The sequence below is a fragment of the Zhenhengia yiwuensis genome (genome assembly GCF_014384995.1).
GTDB classification, from domain to species: Bacteria; Bacillota; Clostridia; order Lachnospirales; family Cellulosilyticaceae; genus Zhenhengia; species Zhenhengia yiwuensis.
Map to the genome: position 1 here is coordinate 105,060 of NZ_JACRSY010000010.1, position 19,673 is coordinate 124,732.

At 33.3% G+C, this 19,673-nt stretch carries 20 protein-coding genes; 15 read left to right on the forward strand and 5 right to left on the reverse strand.

Annotated features, from left to right (window positions below):
• Nucleotides 1-4 precede the first annotated feature (4 nt).
• The 12 genes from rnpM to H8718_RS08140 all read left to right on the forward strand — a co-directional run bounded on the left by rnpM (nucleotide 5) and on the right by H8718_RS08140 (nucleotide 9,836).
• Entirely contained in the window at nucleotides 5-274 is a 270-nt protein-coding gene (gene rnpM, locus H8718_RS08085) for an RNase P modulator RnpM (RefSeq protein WP_177672143.1), read from the forward strand.
• Nucleotides 267-578, forward strand: coding sequence for a L7Ae/L30e/S12e/Gadd45 family ribosomal protein (locus tag H8718_RS08090; protein WP_177672142.1), 312 nt, complete (start codon nucleotides 267-269; stop codon nucleotides 576-578). Before rnpM ends, H8718_RS08090 begins: the two co-directional genes overlap by 8 nt.
• 27 nt (nucleotides 579-605) lie before the next feature.
• Complete coding sequence (gene infB, locus H8718_RS08095) at nucleotides 606-2,777, forward strand: translation initiation factor IF-2 (protein ID WP_249332517.1); 2,172 nt, start codon at nucleotides 606-608, stop codon at nucleotides 2,775-2,777.
• Between the two features lie 11 nt (nucleotides 2,778-2,788).
• Complete coding sequence (gene rbfA / locus H8718_RS08100; protein WP_177672140.1) at nucleotides 2,789-3,154, forward strand: 30S ribosome-binding factor RbfA; 366 nt, start codon at nucleotides 2,789-2,791, stop codon at nucleotides 3,152-3,154.
• On the forward strand, nucleotides 3,144-4,103 hold the full coding sequence (locus tag H8718_RS08105; protein WP_177672139.1) for a DHH family phosphoesterase: 960 nt from the start codon (nucleotides 3,144-3,146) through the stop codon (nucleotides 4,101-4,103). The genes rbfA and H8718_RS08105 overlap by 11 nt, the downstream gene beginning before the upstream one ends.
• Before the next feature lie 12 nt (nucleotides 4,104-4,115).
• Nucleotides 4,116-5,006 carry a tRNA pseudouridine(55) synthase TruB gene (truB, locus tag H8718_RS08110; RefSeq protein WP_249332518.1) on the forward strand — a complete coding sequence of 297 codons (891 nt, stop codon included), beginning with the start codon at nucleotides 4,116-4,118 and terminating at the stop codon, nucleotides 5,004-5,006.
• Between the two features lie 21 nt (nucleotides 5,007-5,027).
• Complete coding sequence (locus H8718_RS08115; RefSeq protein WP_249332519.1) at nucleotides 5,028-5,957, forward strand: bifunctional riboflavin kinase/FAD synthetase; 930 nt, start codon at nucleotides 5,028-5,030, stop codon at nucleotides 5,955-5,957.
• Nucleotides 5,958-6,075: 118 nt separating this feature from the next.
• Nucleotides 6,076-6,339, forward strand: a complete 264-nt coding sequence (gene rpsO, locus H8718_RS08120; protein ID WP_177672136.1) for a 30S ribosomal protein S15 — start codon at nucleotides 6,076-6,078, stop codon at nucleotides 6,337-6,339.
• Nucleotides 6,340-6,506: 167 nt separating this feature from the next.
• Nucleotides 6,507-8,636, forward strand: a complete 2,130-nt coding sequence (locus tag H8718_RS08125; protein ID WP_249332520.1) for a polyribonucleotide nucleotidyltransferase — start codon at nucleotides 6,507-6,509, stop codon at nucleotides 8,634-8,636.
• A gap of 83 nt (nucleotides 8,637-8,719) precedes the next feature.
• Complete coding sequence (locus H8718_RS08130) at nucleotides 8,720-8,923, forward strand: AzlC family ABC transporter permease (RefSeq protein ID WP_177672134.1); 204 nt, start codon at nucleotides 8,720-8,722, stop codon at nucleotides 8,921-8,923.
• Nucleotides 8,914-9,210, forward strand: a complete 297-nt coding sequence (locus H8718_RS08135) for an AzlD domain-containing protein (RefSeq protein WP_249332521.1) — start codon at nucleotides 8,914-8,916, stop codon at nucleotides 9,208-9,210. Before H8718_RS08130 ends, H8718_RS08135 begins: the two co-directional genes overlap by 10 nt.
• Before the next feature lie 53 nt (nucleotides 9,211-9,263).
• Nucleotides 9,264-9,836, forward strand: coding sequence for a GNAT family N-acetyltransferase (locus tag H8718_RS08140; protein WP_177672132.1), 573 nt, complete (start codon nucleotides 9,264-9,266; stop codon nucleotides 9,834-9,836).
• A 44-nt stretch (nucleotides 9,837-9,880) separates the two neighbouring features.
• Here H8718_RS08140 and H8718_RS08145 read toward each other — a convergent pair whose 3' ends face one another.
• A complete protein-coding gene (locus H8718_RS08145; RefSeq protein ID WP_249332522.1) occupies nucleotides 9,881-10,873 on the reverse strand; it encodes a LacI family DNA-binding transcriptional regulator in 993 nt (330 codons plus the stop codon).
• 716 nt (nucleotides 10,874-11,589) lie between these two features.
• Here H8718_RS08145 and H8718_RS08150 point away from each other — a divergent pair.
• Nucleotides 11,590-13,350 carry a heparinase II/III domain-containing protein gene (locus H8718_RS08150; protein WP_249332523.1) on the forward strand — a complete coding sequence of 587 codons (1,761 nt, stop codon included), beginning with the start codon at nucleotides 11,590-11,592 and terminating at the stop codon, nucleotides 13,348-13,350.
• A gap of 117 nt (nucleotides 13,351-13,467) precedes the next feature.
• On the opposite strand, the gene H8718_RS08155 is transcribed toward H8718_RS08150, so the two are convergent.
• The 3 genes from H8718_RS08155 to H8718_RS08165 all read right to left on the reverse strand — a co-directional run bounded on the left by H8718_RS08155 (nucleotide 13,468) and on the right by H8718_RS08165 (nucleotide 16,247).
• Nucleotides 13,468-14,055, reverse strand: a complete 588-nt coding sequence (locus tag H8718_RS08155) for a dipicolinate synthase subunit B (RefSeq protein ID WP_249332524.1) — start codon at nucleotides 14,053-14,055, stop codon at nucleotides 13,468-13,470.
• On the reverse strand, nucleotides 14,052-14,504 hold the full coding sequence (locus tag H8718_RS08160) for an NAD(P)-dependent oxidoreductase (RefSeq protein ID WP_249332525.1): 453 nt from the start codon (nucleotides 14,502-14,504) through the stop codon (nucleotides 14,052-14,054). Before H8718_RS08160 ends, H8718_RS08155 begins: the two co-directional genes overlap by 4 nt.
• Nucleotides 14,505-14,588: 84 nt before the next feature.
• Nucleotides 14,589-16,247 carry a recombinase family protein gene (locus H8718_RS08165; RefSeq protein WP_249332526.1) on the reverse strand — a complete coding sequence of 553 codons (1,659 nt, stop codon included), beginning with the start codon at nucleotides 16,245-16,247 and terminating at the stop codon, nucleotides 14,589-14,591.
• A 765-nt stretch (nucleotides 16,248-17,012) separates the two neighbouring features.
• On the opposite strand from H8718_RS08165, the gene H8718_RS08170 reads away from it, so the two are divergent.
• Together H8718_RS08170 and H8718_RS08175 are read left to right on the forward strand one after the other, a co-directional pair.
• Nucleotides 17,013-17,270, forward strand: coding sequence for an ABC-three component system middle component 6 (locus H8718_RS08170; protein WP_249332527.1), 258 nt, complete (start codon nucleotides 17,013-17,015; stop codon nucleotides 17,268-17,270).
• Nucleotides 17,251-18,984 carry a DUF2326 domain-containing protein gene (locus tag H8718_RS08175; RefSeq protein WP_249332528.1) on the forward strand — a complete coding sequence of 578 codons (1,734 nt, stop codon included), beginning with the start codon at nucleotides 17,251-17,253 and terminating at the stop codon, nucleotides 18,982-18,984. Before H8718_RS08170 ends, H8718_RS08175 begins: the two co-directional genes overlap by 20 nt.
• 18 nt (nucleotides 18,985-19,002) lie before the next feature.
• On the opposite strand, the gene H8718_RS08180 is transcribed toward H8718_RS08175, so the two are convergent.
• Nucleotides 19,003-19,488: an ABC-three component system protein gene (locus tag H8718_RS08180; RefSeq protein WP_249332529.1), complete on the reverse strand. Its 486-nt coding sequence runs from the start codon at nucleotides 19,486-19,488 to the stop codon at nucleotides 19,003-19,005.
• Nucleotides 19,489-19,673 lie beyond the last annotated feature (185 nt).

Here is a 19,673-nt window from a genome sequence, read left to right on the forward strand (position 1 = left end):
GCCAATGAAAACAAGAAAGATTCCTTTACGTAAATGCACAGGTTGTGGTGAAATGAAAGATAAACGCGAGATGGTTCGTATTGTAAGAGATAGTGAGGGGAACTATTCATTAGATTTTACAGGGAAAAAACCAGGTAGAGGTGCATATATCTGTAAGCAAATAGAATGCCTAAATCAAGCAGAGAAAAATAAAGGACTAGAACGTTCATTTAAGACAAACGTAGGCAAAGAAATCTATAATGATTTAAGAAATGAGTTTAAAGCAAATGAATGATCAAAGAGTTTATCAATTAATCGGATTATGCCAAAAGGCACGTAAATTAATATCAGGTGAATTTGCAGTTAAGCAGGCTGTATTAAGTGAAACTGTTAAGCTTGTTATTGTAACAGAAGATGCTTCTGCGAATACAACAAAACTCTTTAATGATAAATGTAATTATAGAAATATTCCTTGCATTAAGTGGGGAGATCGTTTCGAGCTGGGCAAAATGCTTGGAAAAGAAACTCGCGTTGTAATAGGAATAGTAGATGATAAACTAGCGGAGAAGATAGCAACTATGATAAAAAGTGATGGATAAAAAGTAAAGTAATACGGAGGTGGATTCATGTCAAAAGTTAGAGTTTATGAAATAGCAAAGAAGCTTAATATTAGTACAAAAGAAATCCTTGATCAATTAAAGGAATATGGTTTTGACGTACATAGCCATATGAGTTCCTTACAAGATGAAGAAGTGAAACTCATTATTGACTACTATAATCAAGATAAACCTAAAAATCAAATAATCCATGAGGTTAATACTACCGAAAAAACTGAGCCACCAACTGAACTGATTATACAACAAAAAGAGGCTAACTTTTCAAAAGCTCCTGAAGTAGAGCGACGTATGCCAGATTTAACACATCATAAGAAATCAACAAAAAGTAAAAATAAAAAGAAAAATAAAAAAGCGGAAAAAGCAGAAAAGGCAGGAAATATGGGACAACAAACTAACTTAGGGAATGATACGATGATTACAGAAGACGATATTAAAGTAATTGAAATACCAGCATCTATTAGCGTAAGAGATTTAGCTGATAAAATGGGTATTGCTGCAATTGAAATTATTAAATGTTTAATGAAAAAAGGCAAGATGGCTACAATTAATCAAGAAATTGATTTTGAACTTGCAAGTCAGGTAGCAGAAGAATTCGAAGTAATTGTAGAACTTGAAGAAGAGAAAGATTTACTTGAAGAAATCTTTAAAGAAGTAGAAGATAAAGAGGAAGATTTAGAAGCAAGACCACCAGTTGTAGTTGTAATGGGTCACGTTGACCATGGTAAAACATCTTTATTAGATGCAATTCGTTCAACACATGTTACATCAAGAGAAGCAGGTGGTATTACACAACATATCGGTGCTTCAACAGTAACTTTAAATGGTAAGAAAATTACTTTCCTTGATACACCTGGGCATGAGGCATTCACAGCAATGCGTATGAGAGGTGCTCAGGTAACAGATATTGCTATCTTAGTAGTAGCAGCAGATGATGGGGTAATGCCTCAAACAATCGAAGCGATTAACCATGCTCGAGCAGCAGGTGTTGAAATTATCGTTGCAGTCAATAAAATGGATAAACCAGGTGCAAACCCTGATCGTGTTAAACAAGAATTAGCAGATCAAGGCTTACTTGTTGAAGACTGGGGCGGTGATACAATCTGTGTACCAGTATCAGCACTTAAAGGGGAAGGTCTTGATACCCTTCTTGAAATGATTTTATTAGTAGCTGAAATGAATGATTACAAATCAAATCCAAACTGTAAAGCACGTGGTACTATTGTAGAAGCACAACTTGATAAAGGACGTGGTCCAGTAGCAACTGTACTTGTTCAACGTGGTACTTTAAAAGTAGGTGACCCAGTTGTTGCAGGTACAGCATATGGTAGAATCCGTGCTATGGTAGATGACAAAGGTCGCCAAGTGAAGAAAGCTGGTCCATCTACACCAGTTGAAATTTTAGGTTTATCAGAAGTTCCAGTAGCAGGCGATATGTTCTATGTTGCAAATAGCGATAAACAAGCACGTCAAGCTGCTGAGAAAGTAAAAGCACAAGGACGTTTACAAATTCTTGGACAATCTCAACAAAAAGTATCTTTAGATGATTTATTCAATCAAATTCAAGAAGGGCAAGTAAAAGATCTTAATATTATTGTTAAAGCGGACGTTCAAGGTTCAGTTGAAGCTGTTAAACAAAGTTTAGAACGTCTTTCAAATGAAGAAGTACGTATCCGCATTATTCATGGTGCAGTAGGTGCTATTACAGAGTCTGACCTTATGCTTGCATCTGCATCAGGAGCAATCATCATTGGTTTCAATGTTAGACCAGATGCTGCAACAAAGGCTATTGCAGATAGAGAAGAAATCGATATTAGACTTTACCGTGTTATCTACAATGCAATTGAGGATATTAAAGCAGCTATGAAAGGTATGCTTGATCCAGAATTCGTTGAAAAAGTAACAGGACATATTGAAATCCGTCAAACATTCAAAGTATCTGGTGTAGGAACAGTTGGTGGTGGATATGTATTAGATGGTAAAGTTGCTCGTCATAGTGGTATCCGTATTGTACGTGATGGTATTGTTGTTTACGAAGGTAAACTTGCATCTCTTAAACGTTTCAAAGATGACGTTAAAGAAGTTAACACAGGCTATGAATGTGGTGTTATGTTTGAACGCTTCAATGATATTAAAGAAGGCGATATAGCAGAAGCCTTTATTATGGAAGAAGTTCCAAGATAGGAGGTGACATAATGGCCAGTCAACGTATTATTAAAATTAACGAAGCAATTCGCAAAGAATTATCAGAACTTGTACGCTCAGAAATCAAAGATCCTCGTGTATCTGGTGCTATGATTTCTGTTGTTGATGTGGATACAACAAATGATTTAAAGTTTGCTAAAGTATTTATTAGCGTACTAGAAGAAAGCAAAAAAGAAGATGTCCTTGTAGGACTTAATGCGGCAGGAGGTTTTTTACGTAAAGAGATTGCAAGACGCATTAACTTACGTAATACCCCACAGCTGATCTTTAAATTAGATGAAACTATTGCTTATGGTATGAAAATGTCTAAGATGATTGATGATGTCTTAAAGGATAGTGAGAGTAATGAACTTTAAAGCTATTCTTGAAGTGATAAAAAATGCTAACTCTATAGTAATAAGTGCACACACTAACCCCGATGGCGATGCTATCGGGGCTATGGTGGCTATGGGCCATCTTTGTGCTTACTATAAAAAAAGTTATACCGTTTTATTAGAGCAATCTTCCAAGGCTTTTAGTTATCTTTTAAAAGGGTGTCATTATGCATTTGATTTAAAAGACACGGTAGATACTTTTATTGCTTTAGATTGTGGAAATTTAGAACGCTTAGTAGGTTATGATGCTTATTTTGATAAGGCTCAACATACTATTAATATTGATCATCATATAAGTAATACAAAGTTTGCTCAGTATAATTATGTAGATGCAGAAGCTTCTTCTACAAGTGAACTCATCTATAGGCTTATTAAAGAGGGAAATATACCTGTAAATGTAGAAATAGCTAAGGCGCTTTATACAGGTCTTTTAACAGACACAGGTGGCTTTAGGCATTCTTGTACGTGTCCCAGCACACTTTTAGCAGTAGCAGAGCTTATTCAATTCCCTTTTAATTTTAGTGAACTTTACGAAAAGATTTTATGTGAAAAATCTTTAGCAACAGCTAAACTGCAAGCTAAAGCTGTAGAACATATGAAGCAAATGAATAAACCAGGTATGTATTTAAGTTATATTACTTCTGAAGATATTGCACGAAGTGAGGCTTCTAAAGAAGATATAGACGGCGTAGTAAGTTATTTAAAGACAATCAAAGGAACAGAGCTTATTGCTTTTATTTATCCAAAAGGAACAGATTCACAGACTTATAAATTAAGTATGAGAAGTAATCCACCTTTCAATGTAGCTGCCTTTTGTGAGCAATTTAATGGTGGTGGACATGAAAGAGCTGCTGGTGCAACTTTAGAGGGTACACTTGAAGAAGTACTTAAACATGTTCAAGATGCCACTTGTGCCTTTATGGAAAGTTAGAAAGAGGTTATTATGTTAAACGGTATATTAAACATCTATAAAGAAAAAGGTTTTACTTCCCATGATGTGGTAGCCAAAGCTAGAGGTATTTTGCGTGAAAGAAAAATTGGTCATACTGGAACGCTTGATCCTGATGCAGAAGGGGTGTTACCTTTATGTATAGGCAAAGCAACTAAGGTAGTTCCTTATTTAACAGATGCGGATAAATGCTATGAAGCGACTGTTAAATTAGGCGCATATACTACAACAGAAGATGCATCTGGTGAAATCCTTGAAACTTTTGATGTAAATGTTACAAGGAGTCAGGTAGAGGAAGTTGTTAAAAGCTTTGAAGGTCCCTATACACAAACACCTCCTATGTATTCAGCTATTAAGGTGAATGGTGTAAGACTCTATGAATTAGCTAGAAAAGGTATTGTAGTCGATAGACCAAGTCGAGATGTTTACCTTACAAGTTGTAATTTAATAGAGTGGATTGATGATACAACCTTTAAAATCCGTGTAGACTGTACAAAGGGTACTTATATTCGTACACTTTGTACAGATATAGGTAGAGCTTTAGGTTGTGGAGCTTACATGGAATATCTTTTAAGAGTACGAGTAGGCCATTATTGCCTAGAGGATAGTCTGACATTAGGAGCATTAGAAAGTCATAAGCATGAGATAGATAAGTATATTGAGCCGGTAGAAGAAATGTTTGGGAATTATCCTAAGATTACTATTTTACACACTTATAATAAATATCTTTATAATGGCAATGCACTTCCTTTTAAGTCAGCTCAGCTATTACCAGAACAATTAGGTCAATTCGTACGTATCTATGATGAAGAAGGTACTTTTAGGGGTATTTATAAAGTTAATAATAAGTTACAGCAATTTATAGTAGAGAAATTATTTATTTGATTTTTAGAAGGAGGTGGGGTAGTGCAATATATTTGTGGGTCAACAGACATACAAATAACAGGAGAAAGTGTAGTTGTATTAGGGAATTTTGATGGTGTACATAAAGGCCATCAAATGCTTTTACATGAGGCAAAAGCAAATGCAAAAGAAAATAACCTAATGGCTATTGCACTATCTTTTTATCCTCACCCTACGTGGGTGCTAGGCAATAATCCTAAGCCTCTTGTTATGTCTAGGCAAGACCGTAAGCATCAAATTAAAGCAGAAGGCATGGATCTTTTTATTGAATATCCTTTTACCGTAGATTTTGCACATATTAGTCCTGATATATTCTTTAAAGATGTTCTTGTAGATAAACTTCATGCAAGAGTAGTCGTTGTTGGTAGCAACTATTTCTTTGGCAAAAATAAAGTAGGGAATGTAGATTATATGAAAGTACTTGGAGAAAAGTATGATGTAGAAATTCTAGTAGTAGATACGGTTAAAAAAGATGGACAGGTTATATCAAGTACACATATTCGTCAATTGATTAGCGAAGGTAAGATGGAAGAAGCCGAAAGCTTTCTTGGTCATCCTTATACAGTTATTGGAACAGTTGTACATGGTAAAAAATTAGGGAGAACCATTGGCTTTCCAACAATTAATATGATTGCAGATCCAGCTCGTATCCATCCACCTAACGGTGTCTATGCTACAACAGTAAAGGTATATAATCATGAATATATGGGTATAACTAATGTAGGCTATAATCCAACGGTTGGCAGTAGCTACAAAATGATAGAAACACATATTATTGATTTTACAGGTGAAATTTATGGTGAAGAAGTAGAAGTAGCTTTCCATAAGTTTATTAGACCTGAACAGAAATTCGATAATGTAGAAGAACTTTCTAAACAAATTGCAAGAGATACACAGACAGGCAAAAAATTTTTAAGCACACATATGAAATAGTTTACAAGCTTAAAGGCGTGTGCTATACTAATTAAGTATTTAAGCCGTTACTCAGATAGTGGACACTCCGACCTTATCTTAGTTATCGGATAGATTGAAATTATAGGAGGAAATAACAATGACTAAAGAATTCAAACAAGAAATTATGCAAAAATACGCAAGAACTGCTAATGATACTGGTTCTCCAGAAGTACAAATCGCACTTCTTACAGAAAGAATCAACCACTTAACAGAGCACTTACGTACACACAAAAAAGACCACCACTCACGTCGTGGATTATTTCTTATGATCGGTAAAAGAAGAGGTCTTTTAGACTACTTAATCAAAACAGATATCGAAAGATACCGTGCTATCATTAAAGATTTAGGTATCAGAAAATAATAATTTTAAACAGGACAGGGTGGAGGCATTCCACCCTTTTTTGTAATATTATAGAGGAATGAGCATACTTATTGTGCAATGTTAAAAGGATTTAATATCTAAATCTTTCTAAGATTGCGCAAGTTATGTCTCTCTTCCTCAAATAAAATCGAAAGGGGAAATTGATTATGATAAAAAATTATTCAACTACTTTAGCCGGTAGACCACTTAAAGTTGAAATTGGTAAAATGGCAGGGCTTGCAAATGGTAGTGCACTTGTAAGTTATGGTGAAACAGTTATTTTAGCAACAGTTGTTGCAAGTGAGGAACCAAAAGAAGGGATTGACTTCTTCCCTCTTAGTGTAAATTATGAAGAAAAATTCTATGCAGTAGGTAGAATTCCTGGTGGTTATATTAAACGTGAAGGGCGTCCTTCAGAAAGAGCAATTTTAACATCACGTGTTATTGACCGTCCAATGCGTCCTCTTTTCCCAAAAGATTACCGTAATGATGTCGTGATTACAACAACAGTTATGGCAGTAGATCAAGACTGTAGCTCAGAAGTAACAGCTATGATTGCAGCTTCACTTGTTGTAGATATTTCGGATATTCCTTTTGCAGGTCCAGTTGGTTCCGTACAAGTAGGTTATGTAGATGGTGAGCTTATCATCAATCCGACTTCAGCACAAAGAGAAGTAAGTGAACTTGCTTTAACAGTATCTTCAAGTAGCTCTAAAGTTATGATGATTGAAGCTGGTGCTAATGAAATTGATGATGATCTTATGTTTGAAGCAATTATGAAAGCACATGCAGTAAACCAAGAAATTGTTAACTTTATTAATGAAATCAAAGCAGACTGTGGTAAAGCTAAGAAAGAAGATTATGTAAGATTTACAGTTCCAGAAGAAATTGTAGCAGAAATTACAGCTATCATTGGCGATGAACGTATGGAACAAGCTGTATTTACAGATGATAAACAAGTGCGTGAACAACAACTTAAAACATTAAAAGAAGAAGTAACTCAAAAACTTACTGAAGAAGGTAAAGAAGAACACTTAGCTTATTTAGGCGAAGCTTTCTATAACTTCGAAAAGAAAACAGTAAGACGTATGATTTTAAGACAACATAAACGTCCAGATGGTCGTGCATTGGATGAAATTCGTCCACTTTCAGCAGAAGTTGACTTATTGCCTCGCGTACATGGCTCAGGTATGTTTACACGTGGTCAAACACAAGTACTTACTGTAACAACTCTTGGACCTTTAGCAGATACACAAACTTTAGATGGTTTAGATGAATTAGAAGTATCTAAACGTTATATGCATCACTATAACTTCCCTCCTTATTCAGTAGGTGAAGCACGTGCACCACGTGCACCAGGACGTCGTGAAATTGGACATGGTGCTTTAGCAGAACGTGCACTTATTCCAGTATTACCATCAGAAAATGAATTCCCATATGCTATTCGTACAGTATCTGAAGTATTAAGCTCTAATGGTTCAACTTCACAAGCAAGTATCTGTGGTTCTTCACTTTCATTAATGGCAGCAGGTGTACCCATTAAGTCCGCTGTTGCAGGTATTTCTGTTGGTCTTGTAACAGGAGAAACAGATGATGATTTTGTTATGCTTACAGATATTCAAGGGCTAGAAGACTTCTTTGGAGATATGGACTTTAAAGTAGGTGGTACACATAAAGGAATTACAGCAATCCAAATGGATATGAAAATTCAAGGTTTAACACCGGAAATTATTAAACAAGCTTTTGAACAAACAAGAAAAGCACGTACCTATATCTTAGATGATATTATGGCTAAAGCAATTGATATGCCAAGAGAAGAACTTTCTCCATATGCACCACGTATTACTCAAATTACAATCAATCCTGAAAAAATTAGTGAAGTTATTGGACCAAAAGGTAAAACAATTAATAAGATTATTGATGAAACAGGCGTTAAAATTGATATTGAAGATGATGGACGCGTATTCATTTGCGGTATTGATGCTGAAAAAACAAAACGTGCCATCGAAATTATCGAAGGTATTGCCAAAGATATTGAAGCAGGTCAAGTTTATACAGGTAAAGTTGTAAGACTTATGAACTTTGGAGCATTTGTTGAGCTTTTACCAGGTAAAGAAGGTCTTGTGCACATTTCTCAACTTGCACATGAACGTGTAGAAAAAGTAGAAGATGTAGTGAATGTAGGGGATACTATCGAGGTTAAAGTTATTGAAATAGATAAACAAGGACGTGTTAACCTATCAAGAAAAGTACTCCTTGAAAAGCCTAAAAAAGAAGAAGCAAAAACTGAACAATAATTAGAAGGGTATCTACTTTGGTAGATACCCTTCTACATGCATATTGCTATTTGTAATGATTGTTATTAGGGAAGTAGAAGAGCATGAATCAACATAATCGTTTTAAAGCAGGGCTAAAGAAAGCAATGCCTATTGCATTAGGCTATTTTCCGGTATCATTTACTTTTGGTATTATGGCTTCTGGTGGAGGCATAGATCCTATAACGGCAACTATCATTTCACTTACCAATTTTACCTCTGCAGGGCTATTTCCTATTAAAGAGGAGGATTATACAAGATGTACATAGTTTTAGCAATTTTAGTGATTGCCCTTGTAACTTATTTACCAAGGGTTGGCCCCTTAATTCTTATGAAAAAGAAAATAGAGTCTAAATTTCTACAGTCTTTTTTATATTATGTGCCCTATACAGTATTGGCTTCCATCACCTTTCCAGCTATTTTTCATTCGACAGGAAGGTTATTAAGTGGTATAGTAGGTGCAGGGATAAGCATAGTACTTGCTTACTTAGGTGGAAGTTTGCTTCAAGTATCGCTTGTTGCAGTCATTAGCATTTATATTATGAATCTATTTTAGAGGGTGAAATTATTTTAATCAGGATTAAACAGAACGACTTTACAAAAAAACGTATGGCACATTTATTTGCAGAAGCATTTTATGATGATCCACTTTATCTGTATATGTTTCCAGATAATACAACTAGAATAGAAGTATTGGAGCTTTTCTTTAGAACTTATTTAGATATATATGGAAAATACGGTGACATTGTTACAACTTCTGAAGATTTAACTGCAATAGCCTACATTTATTATGAAGAGCGATTTGAGAATAAATTACTTTATTATAAAGATTTATTTTTTGCGACCTTTAGGCTGATTGATTTCTTAAGGTTTATAAGTTTGAAGGATATTAGACGTATGATTAAAACAGTCAAAAAGATGTCTTCAAATTGGATTGATGAGGTGGTACAAGGTAATTATATACACCTTGATTTATTAGCAGTTCAAAGAGACTATAGAGGGTTAGGCAAAGCTAAACAGCTTATTGAATATGTAATTAATGAAGCAAAAGTTAAAAATTTACCACTTACACTTGAAACACAGAATTTAGATAATACTGAGATTTATAAACACTTTAATTTCGAAACAGTAGAAGAGATTTCTTATGAACATATGGTGCAATATTGTATGTTGCATAAGTAAAAAAGTACCCTTAATAAAGGGTACTTTTTTTATGTATATTGAAGCTATTTAACACTTTCTCGGACAATAAGAGTAGGTTTATAAAGATGATAAGAAGGTGTATCCATGCCCTGAAGGCATTTAATAAGCATTTCAGCTGCATATTGGCCAAGCTCGTAAGCAGGCTGACTAACTGTTGTAAGAGGTGGATCAATAATTTGAGAAAAGGATAGATTGTCAAAACCTATGACAGAAAGATCTTCAGGAATACGAATACCTTGAGTACGTGCATATTTATAAACGCCATAGGCCATTAAATCATTAGAAGCAATTAAACCTGTATAGGACTGTAGGTGGAGAAGTTCCATTGCTCTAAAACCACCTTCAACAGTATAATCTCCTTCTGTGATAAGTTGCTCCTGTATAGGTAAACCAGCTTCTTCTAAGGCCATTTTATAGCCTCTAAGACGTTCTTTAGAGGTAGAGAGGTTCATAGAACCAGTTATAAAGGCAATAGAAGTATGTCCCTTTTCAATAAGATGTTTGGTAGCTGTATAAACTCCAAAACAGTTATCAATATAGACATGAGGGATTGCTTCATCATGCATGCAAGCATCTAATAAGATAATAGGCTTATTAACTTTTTGAATACGTGTAATATTTTTTGGTGTAGTAGCAGTAGAAGAAGCAAATAAGAGTCCATCAACTTGCCTTTCTAAAAGGGTATAGACATAGCTTTCTTCTTTTTGGGCATCCAGGTCAGTATTACAGAGAAAAATATGATATCCATGGCTACCTGCCATATCTTCTATGCCACGTGCAAGCTCCGGAAAGAAGGGGTTACAAATATCAGGAATAATACAGCCTAATGTCTTTGTAGATTGTGTACTTAATGCACGAGCTGCACTATTGGGAATATAATCGTATCTCTTAACTACATCTAATACTTTAGCTTTTGTTTCTTCTGTGTAACCTGTTTCTTTATTATTTAAGACGCGAGAAACAGTACCAATAGAAACATTCGCAAGTTTTGCAATTTCACGTATTGTAATGCTCATAAAGGCCTCCAGTCATTATAAAAATCTAGTTTATCTTGGATTAGCGTAGCATAAGTCGAACATTAAGTCAATTATAGTACAAAAAGTTTTAGTTTTAAGAAAGAGCATTTTAATTCTAATCTTATTATATAGAGCATAAAACTGAAAAGAAACAAGCTGATATAGAGGTGCTCATTAGAACTCATGTACTAGAAGGCAAGGTATTTAGCTAGTATAAAGTTTTAAATGCTTTTATAGAGTCTCAAGCATATTTCATCACGCTGATACACGATGTTATAAGCATAGCTTACTTAGAGAGGTTTAGCTTCAATAAAATATGTTAAAGTAGGCACTATTTAAAATAAAAGTAAAAAATTAATGATAAAAGTAAAAATCTGATTATAGAACTAGAAAGAAAATGATTTTAAAATAAAAGTACTAAAAATCTAAATAGGGGGGGGAATTCAAAGTATATAAGTACGCTTTTACTGAGTACAATAGTAGGAAGTAAGAAATGCATAGATGATCTAGTTATCTTTAAACAAGATTCTCATAAATAAAAAAGCATAAATTAATAAGCGGATACAAATAAAAATATGCAGTGGGAATAATATTTTGGGAACAGTTAAATAGAACAGATGATAGAAAAAATGATGAGGCAATTGAAGGAGTAACATTACATTGGTAAGACACCTTAGCAAGATCAAAATAGAGTAAAAGGAAGGTAAAGAGAAGCTATGAATAAAAGAGAGATTTTAAAAGGTATACAGAATGGGAAAGCGTTGCCTTTTAAAATAGCCTATCATGAAACCTACAATCAAATACCCTACATAAGGCAGCAATTTCAGTTATTAGAAGAGACGGAAAAAGAGCAAGAAGAAATAAAATCTTTAAGTTATGATAAATTTAAGCTTTTTTGGGAAACGGGAGATAGAAGTATCTATCAAGATGCCTATTACGCTAAAAGGAAGAGATTACTTCTGTATGCTATGCTACTCTGGAGAAGACATGAAAATCTACACTATAAACATGAGCTTGAAAATGTTTTATGGGATATTTGTAGTGAACCTGTGTGGGCCTTACCAGCACATTTTACAGATAAGGAAGGAAGAGATTTACCTTTTGAAAAATACGAAGGACAGATTGATTTATTTGCGGCAGAAACAGGTTTTGCTATTGCAGAGACACTAAGAATGTGTGAGCCTTTTTTATCTAAGAGATGTATAGAATTTGCCAGAATTCAGCTTAATAAACGTATCATTGAACCTTTTTTAGATGGTAATCAATTTTATCCATTTGAAATTAGGGCTAATAACTGGGCAGCAGTATGTGGTGGTGCCCTAGGATGTGTAGGAATTCTACTTCTTAAAGATGAAGAAAAACTGACTAACTTTTTACACAGAGCTATTTCTTGTATAGAAGTTTATTTACAATCTTTTGGAGAAGATGGAGTATGTGTAGAAGGCGTAGATTATTGGAGTTATGGCTTTGGCTTCTTTGTATGCTTTGCAGATTATTTAAAACAAAGAACCAATGGACAGCTAAATTTTTTTAGGGATAAGAAAGTAGAGCAAATTGCTCTCAATCAACAAGCTTACTATTTAGTAGGCAATCATACCATAAGTTTTGCAGACGGTAGGGATGAAGGAAGATACAGAATAGGGCTTTCTATGTATTTGAAAAAGTGTTATCCGGCAGTACAGCTCCCACCATTACAGTATGCCCAATCTATATTGGAGGATACCTGCTACCGTTTTTGTTTAGCATTAAGGGATATTCTGTGGTATGACCCCAATATAGGGTGGCAGGGGGATAAGAAACAGTCTGTTTGGTTATCTCAGGCACAATGGTTTCTATCTCATGGAAATACTTTTATTCTTGTAGCCAAAGGTGGTCACAATGGGGAAAGTCATAATCATAATGATTGCGGCTCATTTATCCTCTATAAAAATGGGGTTCCAATGTTAGAGGACTTAGGGGCAGGTTTATATAATGCAGATTACTTTTCCAATAAGAGATATGATATTTTTGTGAACGCATCCAGAAGCCATAATGTCCCAATTATAGCAGGAACAGAGCAAAGAGCAGGGAAAGAATATGGTACGCAGAATGTTTTAGTAAACCTTGGGACGATAGAAACATTCCAGGCTGAGTTACAGAGTTGTTATCCTTCTTATAACTTAGAATCTTTTGTTCGCAGGATTAAACATAATATAGAAGAAAACTATATAGAATTAGAAGATTTATTTAAGTTTAATAAGCCTGATGTGATACAAGAACGCTTTATAAGCCGTTCACCTATAAACATAGAAGGAACAAGTGTAGTGATAAAAAATGGTAAGGAAGAATTGAAGCTTTATTTTGATGAAGGATATGATCTACAGGTTTTAAAGGAAGAATATGAGAACCATAAGATGGAAGAGTGTATAGCTTATATCTTGCAGGCATCTAAAAAGGATAAAAGAAAGAACGTATGTTGTAGGGTCCTTATAAAATAAAGCGAGTGAGATAGAAGGTAGAGCGAAAAATGAAATTTTATAGTTAATATACGTAAAAGTGGGCATATTTCTGAGGAGATATGCCCACTTTTTATTGTTTAGGTTATAGATAAAATTTTAGTATTTAATGAGTACAGGTTGGATTTGTTTGCCATCTAATGCAAATTTTAAGGTATCAGGTACAAGGGTTAAGTCAGCTACTAAGGAGTAAGGTTTTGCTACAGCGTTGTCTTGACCAAAAGGTACAAAGTAAATATTTTGATTTGGCATTACGTGTCCAATATTTTCAAGGTTAAGGCCTAAGCCATCGTTTGTGGAAATGGCAAGAATAATAGGTTTACCGTTACGCATAAGAGATTTGGCTGCAAGGACGACAGGTGTATCTACAATAGCGTGAGAAATTTTAGAAAGTGAGTTTCCTGTGCAGGGTGCAATAAGCAGTGCATCTATCATATTTTTAGGACCTAATGGTTCAGCATCATGAATGGTATGAATAATAGGTTTTCCAGTGATTGTTTCAATTTCGTCAATAAAATCTTCGGCTCTGCCAAAGCGTGTAGAGATAGTATAAGCATTAAAGGACATAATAGGGTAGACATCAATGCCTAAGTCTACAAGATTTCTAAGCATAACAACGGCTTTTTTAAAAGTACAGAAAGATCCGCAGAATGCAACGCCTAATTTTAAGTTTTTTAATTCAGTCATAATTTTTCCCCCTGTTTGAGCATAATAAGAGTTAGGCCTTGGTAGAGGATCGAAGCAGCCGTCATAGGAGCAACTTTTCCGGGAAGACTAGGGGCCGGAACATAGTGAATTCCTAAAGCCTGGCTATAAGATTTATCAATACCAGATACAGATGCTAATTCAATATAAACAACATTTTTTGGAAAGAGATCGATATATTCAGCAGTTAAAATAGGAACAGGAATAGTGTTAAAGATAAAATCAAATTTCCAAAGATGTTTTTTCAGGTCATAAAGTGGAATAGGTATATAGTCATAAGTAGAAATATAGGCAAGGTCTTGTGTTGAGCGTGCTTCTACATAGACTCTAGCCCCAATACCTTTTAGTTTATGGGCAAGAATTTTTCCACATCTACCAAAGCCAAGGATAAGGCATTTACTATCATTAAGTGTAATTTCACTATTTTGCATGGCATATTGGATGGCGCCTTCTGCGGTTGGTATAGCATTTGCTATCCTTGCACAAAGGCGTAGGGGATACAGCCGCTGAATGGATTAGCTCACGCTGTTTTTTTTTAGTATATCTTGCCCAAATAGATTGATTTGAAGGTTTTCACCATCCCAAGTAATATAATCTACTATAGAACGGATAATAGAGCGTTGCATATAAATATCTGTACTATCTTTTAAATCCTTAAGATGGGTGAATGCTTTTCGAAGGGAATCCAAATTAAGACTAACAACCTGTTGTTGCTCTCCATTTTCATGAAGTTGTTGAATTTGAGATCTTAAAGCTTTAGTAGAGGTATTAAGCTCACTAAGTTGTTTCATATATAAGTCAACAAGGGGATGCTCAGCGGGTAATTTAGCAAGCTGACTCATGAGATTTTTCATGGATAGGTCGTTATCTTCTATCTGTGCTGTCAAGTCTTGAACTTTATGATTGATTTCTTCTATGGATTGTGTGACAAAAGCCTTGTTAGATTTAAAGATAGAGGACATGAATTCATTATTTTCGGCTAGGTCTACTAGATAATTAAAAACATCTGCATCCACTTCTTGGCCAATTACATTTTTGACATTGCACTTTGTACGTCTCGACATTTCTTTAGTTGTACAAACGTAAGAGTAGGCAAGCTCGCCTTTAGCATTTATCTTCCCTTTTTTTATTTTCATATTCGATCCACAATGAGCGCATTTAATCATATTAGTGAGAAGTCCGTATTGCATGGTTTCTTTCGTGTAGAAGCTATTTTGGGTATTAGAGTTTAATATACCTTGAATAGATACCCAATCCGTACCTTCAACTATAGGTGTATGTTTACCTATACTGATAATCCATTCAGAATAATCTTTAGTAGAAATGGATTTACCCACTTGATCTGTTTTGTTGTAGGACATAATACCATATGTCCCATCAAAATCTTTTTCTTCATTACAAATTTGACATCCAAGAGAAGAGAGGTAATCATACATATTGGAATCAGCAGCAGCATAGACAGGATTCGTTAAGATATCTTTAATAGTAGCTGCTGTATACTTACAATTGTTTTTACTATAGATATCATGGATAAGTAGATAAGATTCTGTTGAACGTAAACTCTTAAGTTCCATGAACTTAGTAAAGATGAGTTTAACTTTTTCAATTTCATTTTTATCTATACTTAGTTTATACATTTTCTTAGTATTCATATTATGGTCTAGATACTCGATAGGTTCAGAATTAAAACCAGTAGGTGTAGTGCCACCTAACCATCTACCAGTACGGGCTAGTCCAAGCATATTATCCTTAATACGCTCAGCAATGGTTTCACGTTCTAGCTGAGCAAAGACCATGGCAATATTAAGCATGGCACGGCCAATAGGCGTAGAAGTATCGAATTGCTCTTTCACAGATATGAATTCAATACCATGTTCTTGCAATAGCTCATAGGTATTGGAGAAGTCTGCAATATTTCTACTGACACGATCTAAGCGGTAGCAGATAAGCATGTTAAATTTATCTTTCTTAGCATCATTTAAGAGCTTTTGGAACTGTGGCCTTTCTGTATTACTACCAGTGAAACCTTCATCTTGGTAGATGATAAATTGTGCATCAGAAGTATTAAGGTTAGACCATTTTAATATGTAGTCTTTACAAGCATTAATTTGATTTTCTATAGATTCACCTTTATCGGTGGCTTTTGATTTACGAGAATAGATTGCTATCTTCATAGAAAACACCTCTGTCATTAAGATATAAATTAGAAGCTCCAAGTAGTATACTACAAGGAGCTGACAAGTTAAGAATATTATGTAATAAGTTATATACTCATTATGATACTTGATGATAAAAGTTTATTCAATATGGAGATAAAAAGATTTAAAAATACTTGTTTAATTTTAAGTAGATTATGTTATGATATGAATAAAGAAAGCATCAGTGCTACCAAAACTGATGATCCCTAAAGGTTTTAGTTTTTAGGGCTTATAAACAGATTAAATAATAAAATTATTTTTTGAGATTAGGGCGACTACTTTGGCAGGGTGGGGCGCTCTTTTTGTTTGGATGCATTTCGAACTCACTACCTTTAAGTTCACATTTGAACTTAATACAACTGATATAAGTTCCTCTTTTAGGGTATAAAGCTATACAGTGATACATGATCATGCATCACACCCCTTTCGAGTATAACATAGTTTAATCTATTTCATAGCCTCATAGGAGGATAACCATACCCCGCGCCCACCTGCACGGTTAAATTTACTTATTCGTTATAGTACTATAAATGTATTTAATACAAGAGTAGTAATAGCATACTTTAAAAGCTTTTGACTTGAGGTTTATCTGCATTATTAAAAATAAAGCTTCATCTTGATAAAGGATAGAGCTTATCTATGTAGAATCGAATATAGCCTAAAAACTGAAAGTAATTGAAAGACAATAAAAAGTGTAATATAATAATAATAATAATAAACTATTGACAAGGGGGTTAGTATATGATAATGCCAACAAAACATACTCATTTGTCTGCCTCCTTTATGGGGTTAGGAGCATTTATACTTAAATTATTAGAAGAGCCATTAACAATTGATGAGTGTTGGTTGAGATTAAATAAAGAATATATTAATAAAGGTGTTATTAAGAAAAAGCATTCTTTTGATAATTTTATTCTTACCGTTGATTTGTTATTTATGATAAATTCAGTTGATTTAAATGAAAGAGGTGAACTCTACAATGTATCTAAAAAAGCTTGAGGCAAATAAGAACTCAGTTAGAGCAGAAAAATTTAAAACAATTGAGTTTGATAATGCAGAAATTAATATTATATTAGGAACAGTAGGGCATAAAGATAAAAAAGGGAAGACTGTAAATGGCGTTGGAAAAACGTTATCTTTAAAACTTATTGATTTTTGTTTAGGTGCTAAGTTAAATACTAGAGACAAACTTTCAAAGTTGGAAGATTGGGAGTTTATCCTTGATGTATGCATAGAAGATAAAAATAGATCATTTAAGAGAAGTATCAGTGATGCAAATACTGTATATATTGATAATGAAGATAAAAAGCTAAAAGAGTTTAATACTTGGTTAGAGAATGAATTATTGGATAATCTGAATACTGAAAGTATGGTATCTTTTAGAAATGTAATTTCAAGATTTTTAAGACTTCCTAAAGATGGATACATAACATGGGAAAAATGTAAAAAGAAGGAACAGGATGATGTTTCATTATTAAGTAACAGTTTTGTATTAGGATTAAATACTGATGTGATTGAAAATAAAATAAGAATTAAAGAGCAGTTAAATGATATAAACAAAACACGTTCTATTATTAAAAATGACTCTAGTATTAAAGAAAGTCTTCAAGGAATCGATGTTGGAATAAACTTAACTACACTTAAAAAGGATATTGAAAAATTAGAAGAAAAAATATCTAAGTTTAAAATTGCTGAAGGACATGAAGAGATTAAAAAGAATATTGAAATTGATAAATATAAAGCACAAAATCTTATTAATGAGAGACAATTAAAAAAGAATATGCTTAGCACAATCAATGAGAGCTTAAAAGTTGAAATTGATGTGACCTATGATAAAGTAAAGGATTTATATGAGGAAGCTAATGTAGTACTTTCAGATATGGTTCAAAAACAGCTACAAGAAGTTAATAATTTTCATATACAGCTATTAAGTAACAGAAAAAATAGGCTTAAAGAAGATAAAAAAACATTAACATCAGTAATCAAAAAACTTGATAAAGAAATTGAACAAGTTAATAATAGAATTAATAGTAATTTGTTATTATTAAAAACAGGTGGTAGTATTAGTGAATTAGAAGTACTACAGAATGAGTTATTGGATAAAAAAATTCGTTTAAGTGGTATAGAAAAGCATAGTACTCTTTTAAAAGATATTAATAGTAAGATTCTTGATTATAAATCTGAAATGGCTCAGCAGAACGCAAAAGCAAGCCAGTATTTAAATGAGATTGAAGATTATGTAGATAATTTATCAAGTCAATTTAAAGAATTTGTAGATTATATTTATGAAGAAACTAGAACAGCTGGAATTAGTATTGAAAATAATGACAAGGATAATAAAATTCAATTTAATATTAATCCTGAAATTAAAGATGATGAGTCTGCAGGTGTAAATAATGTAAAGATATTCTGTATGGATTTATTATATTTAAAATTACAGAAAAATAATCATATAGGTTTTATTTATCACGATAATTCGATATTTGCTGAAACAGATGTAAGACAAATATATAGGATGATTAAATTAGCATATGATATATGTAGCGAAAATAATTTACAATATATTGTAAATTTGAATTATGATATGTTTAATCAAATTATAGAAATTGCACAAGAAGAGAATAGCTATTTTGCTGAACATCTTGAGAAACGAGTTATATTAAGATTAAAAGATGATAGTGTCGATGATAAGTTATTAGGAGAAGATATATAAAAGAGGAAGGTGCAAGCATTAGCTTAAGCCTTCCTCTTTTGGTTCTTCAAAAATATCACATGACTCAAAATAGAGAGACATAATAATCAATATGTTATTATAATATGTACTTTGTGAAAAATTGTCTAATCCATCATCAACAGGATATATATTTTTATAAATATGAAAAAATTGAGTATTAGGATCATCACTTAATTTTTTTGATTCATTATATAAAGTGGTTAAGTGTTTTCTGAGTAACTCACTTGAATCATCATTTGTACTATTGAAGTATTCTTCTAATAAATAAGATGATAAATTAGCTGTACATAACATATAATCAATATTTTGATCAAGCTTGTTAAAAGTAATTTTTTTCTTAAAATTAGGTGCTATTAATTTAGAGGGAATATAACCAAATGGTTTTTTTTCAGCAATTAAGAAGGATATAATCTGATTAATAATTTCATAGTTAATGGGTTCTAAGTTAGGCTTTGGAATATAGCAGCTTAATATTTGTTGCATGGTATCAATATCCTCTATTCTGCTAAATATGCTTTGTAAATATTTTTCACCTTTTAGATAGAATGAGAGAGTGTGAAGAAAACTCTGTAAATTTAAATTCTCGTACAGCTTTCTATGATAAAATAAATTCATAGGAGGCTGTTTTTATGGGACGAAGAAAAAGAGAAGGTTTAAGTGAAGGTAAG

Bases quoted from the DNA above. Each gene is read 5' to 3' on its own strand.
- rnpM (WP_177672143.1), top strand. From the start codon at position 5: ATGAAAACAAGAAAGATTCCTTTACGTAAATGCACAGGTTGTGGTGAA.
- H8718_RS08090 (WP_177672142.1), top strand. From the start codon at position 267: ATGAATGATCAAAGAGTTTATCAATTAATCGGATTATGCCAAAAGGCA.
- infB (WP_249332517.1), top strand. From the start codon at position 606: ATGTCAAAAGTTAGAGTTTATGAAATAGCAAAGAAGCTTAATATTAGT.
- rbfA (WP_177672140.1), top strand. From the start codon at position 2,789: ATGGCCAGTCAACGTATTATTAAAATTAACGAAGCAATTCGCAAAGAA.
- H8718_RS08105 (WP_177672139.1), top strand. From the start codon at position 3,144: ATGAACTTTAAAGCTATTCTTGAAGTGATAAAAAATGCTAACTCTATA.
- truB (WP_249332518.1), top strand. From the start codon at position 4,116: ATGTTAAACGGTATATTAAACATCTATAAAGAAAAAGGTTTTACTTCC.
- rpsO (WP_177672136.1), top strand. From the start codon at position 6,076: ATGACTAAAGAATTCAAACAAGAAATTATGCAAAAATACGCAAGAACT.
- H8718_RS08125 (WP_249332520.1), top strand. From the start codon at position 6,507: ATGATAAAAAATTATTCAACTACTTTAGCCGGTAGACCACTTAAAGTT.
- H8718_RS08130 (WP_177672134.1), top strand. From the start codon at position 8,720: ATGAATCAACATAATCGTTTTAAAGCAGGGCTAAAGAAAGCAATGCCT.
- H8718_RS08135 (WP_249332521.1), top strand. From the start codon at position 8,914: ATGTACATAGTTTTAGCAATTTTAGTGATTGCCCTTGTAACTTATTTA.
- H8718_RS08140 (WP_177672132.1), top strand. From the start codon at position 9,264: ATGGCACATTTATTTGCAGAAGCATTTTATGATGATCCACTTTATCTG.
- H8718_RS08145 (WP_249332522.1), bottom strand. From the start codon at position 10,873: ATGAGCATTACAATACGTGAAATTGCAAAACTTGCGAATGTTTCTATT.
- H8718_RS08150 (WP_249332523.1), top strand. From the start codon at position 11,590: ATGAATAAAAGAGAGATTTTAAAAGGTATACAGAATGGGAAAGCGTTG.
- H8718_RS08155 (WP_249332524.1), bottom strand. From the start codon at position 14,055: ATGACTGAATTAAAAAACTTAAAATTAGGCGTTGCATTCTGCGGATCT.
- H8718_RS08160 (WP_249332525.1), bottom strand. From the start codon at position 14,504: ATGCAAAATAGTGAAATTACACTTAATGATAGTAAATGCCTTATCCTT.
- H8718_RS08165 (WP_249332526.1), bottom strand. From the start codon at position 16,247: ATGAAGATAGCAATCTATTCTCGTAAATCAAAAGCCACCGATAAAGGT.
- H8718_RS08170 (WP_249332527.1), top strand. From the start codon at position 17,013: ATGATAATGCCAACAAAACATACTCATTTGTCTGCCTCCTTTATGGGG.
- H8718_RS08175 (WP_249332528.1), top strand. From the start codon at position 17,251: ATGTATCTAAAAAAGCTTGAGGCAAATAAGAACTCAGTTAGAGCAGAA.
- H8718_RS08180 (WP_249332529.1), bottom strand. From the start codon at position 19,488: ATGCAACAAATATTAAGCTGCTATATTCCAAAGCCTAACTTAGAACCC.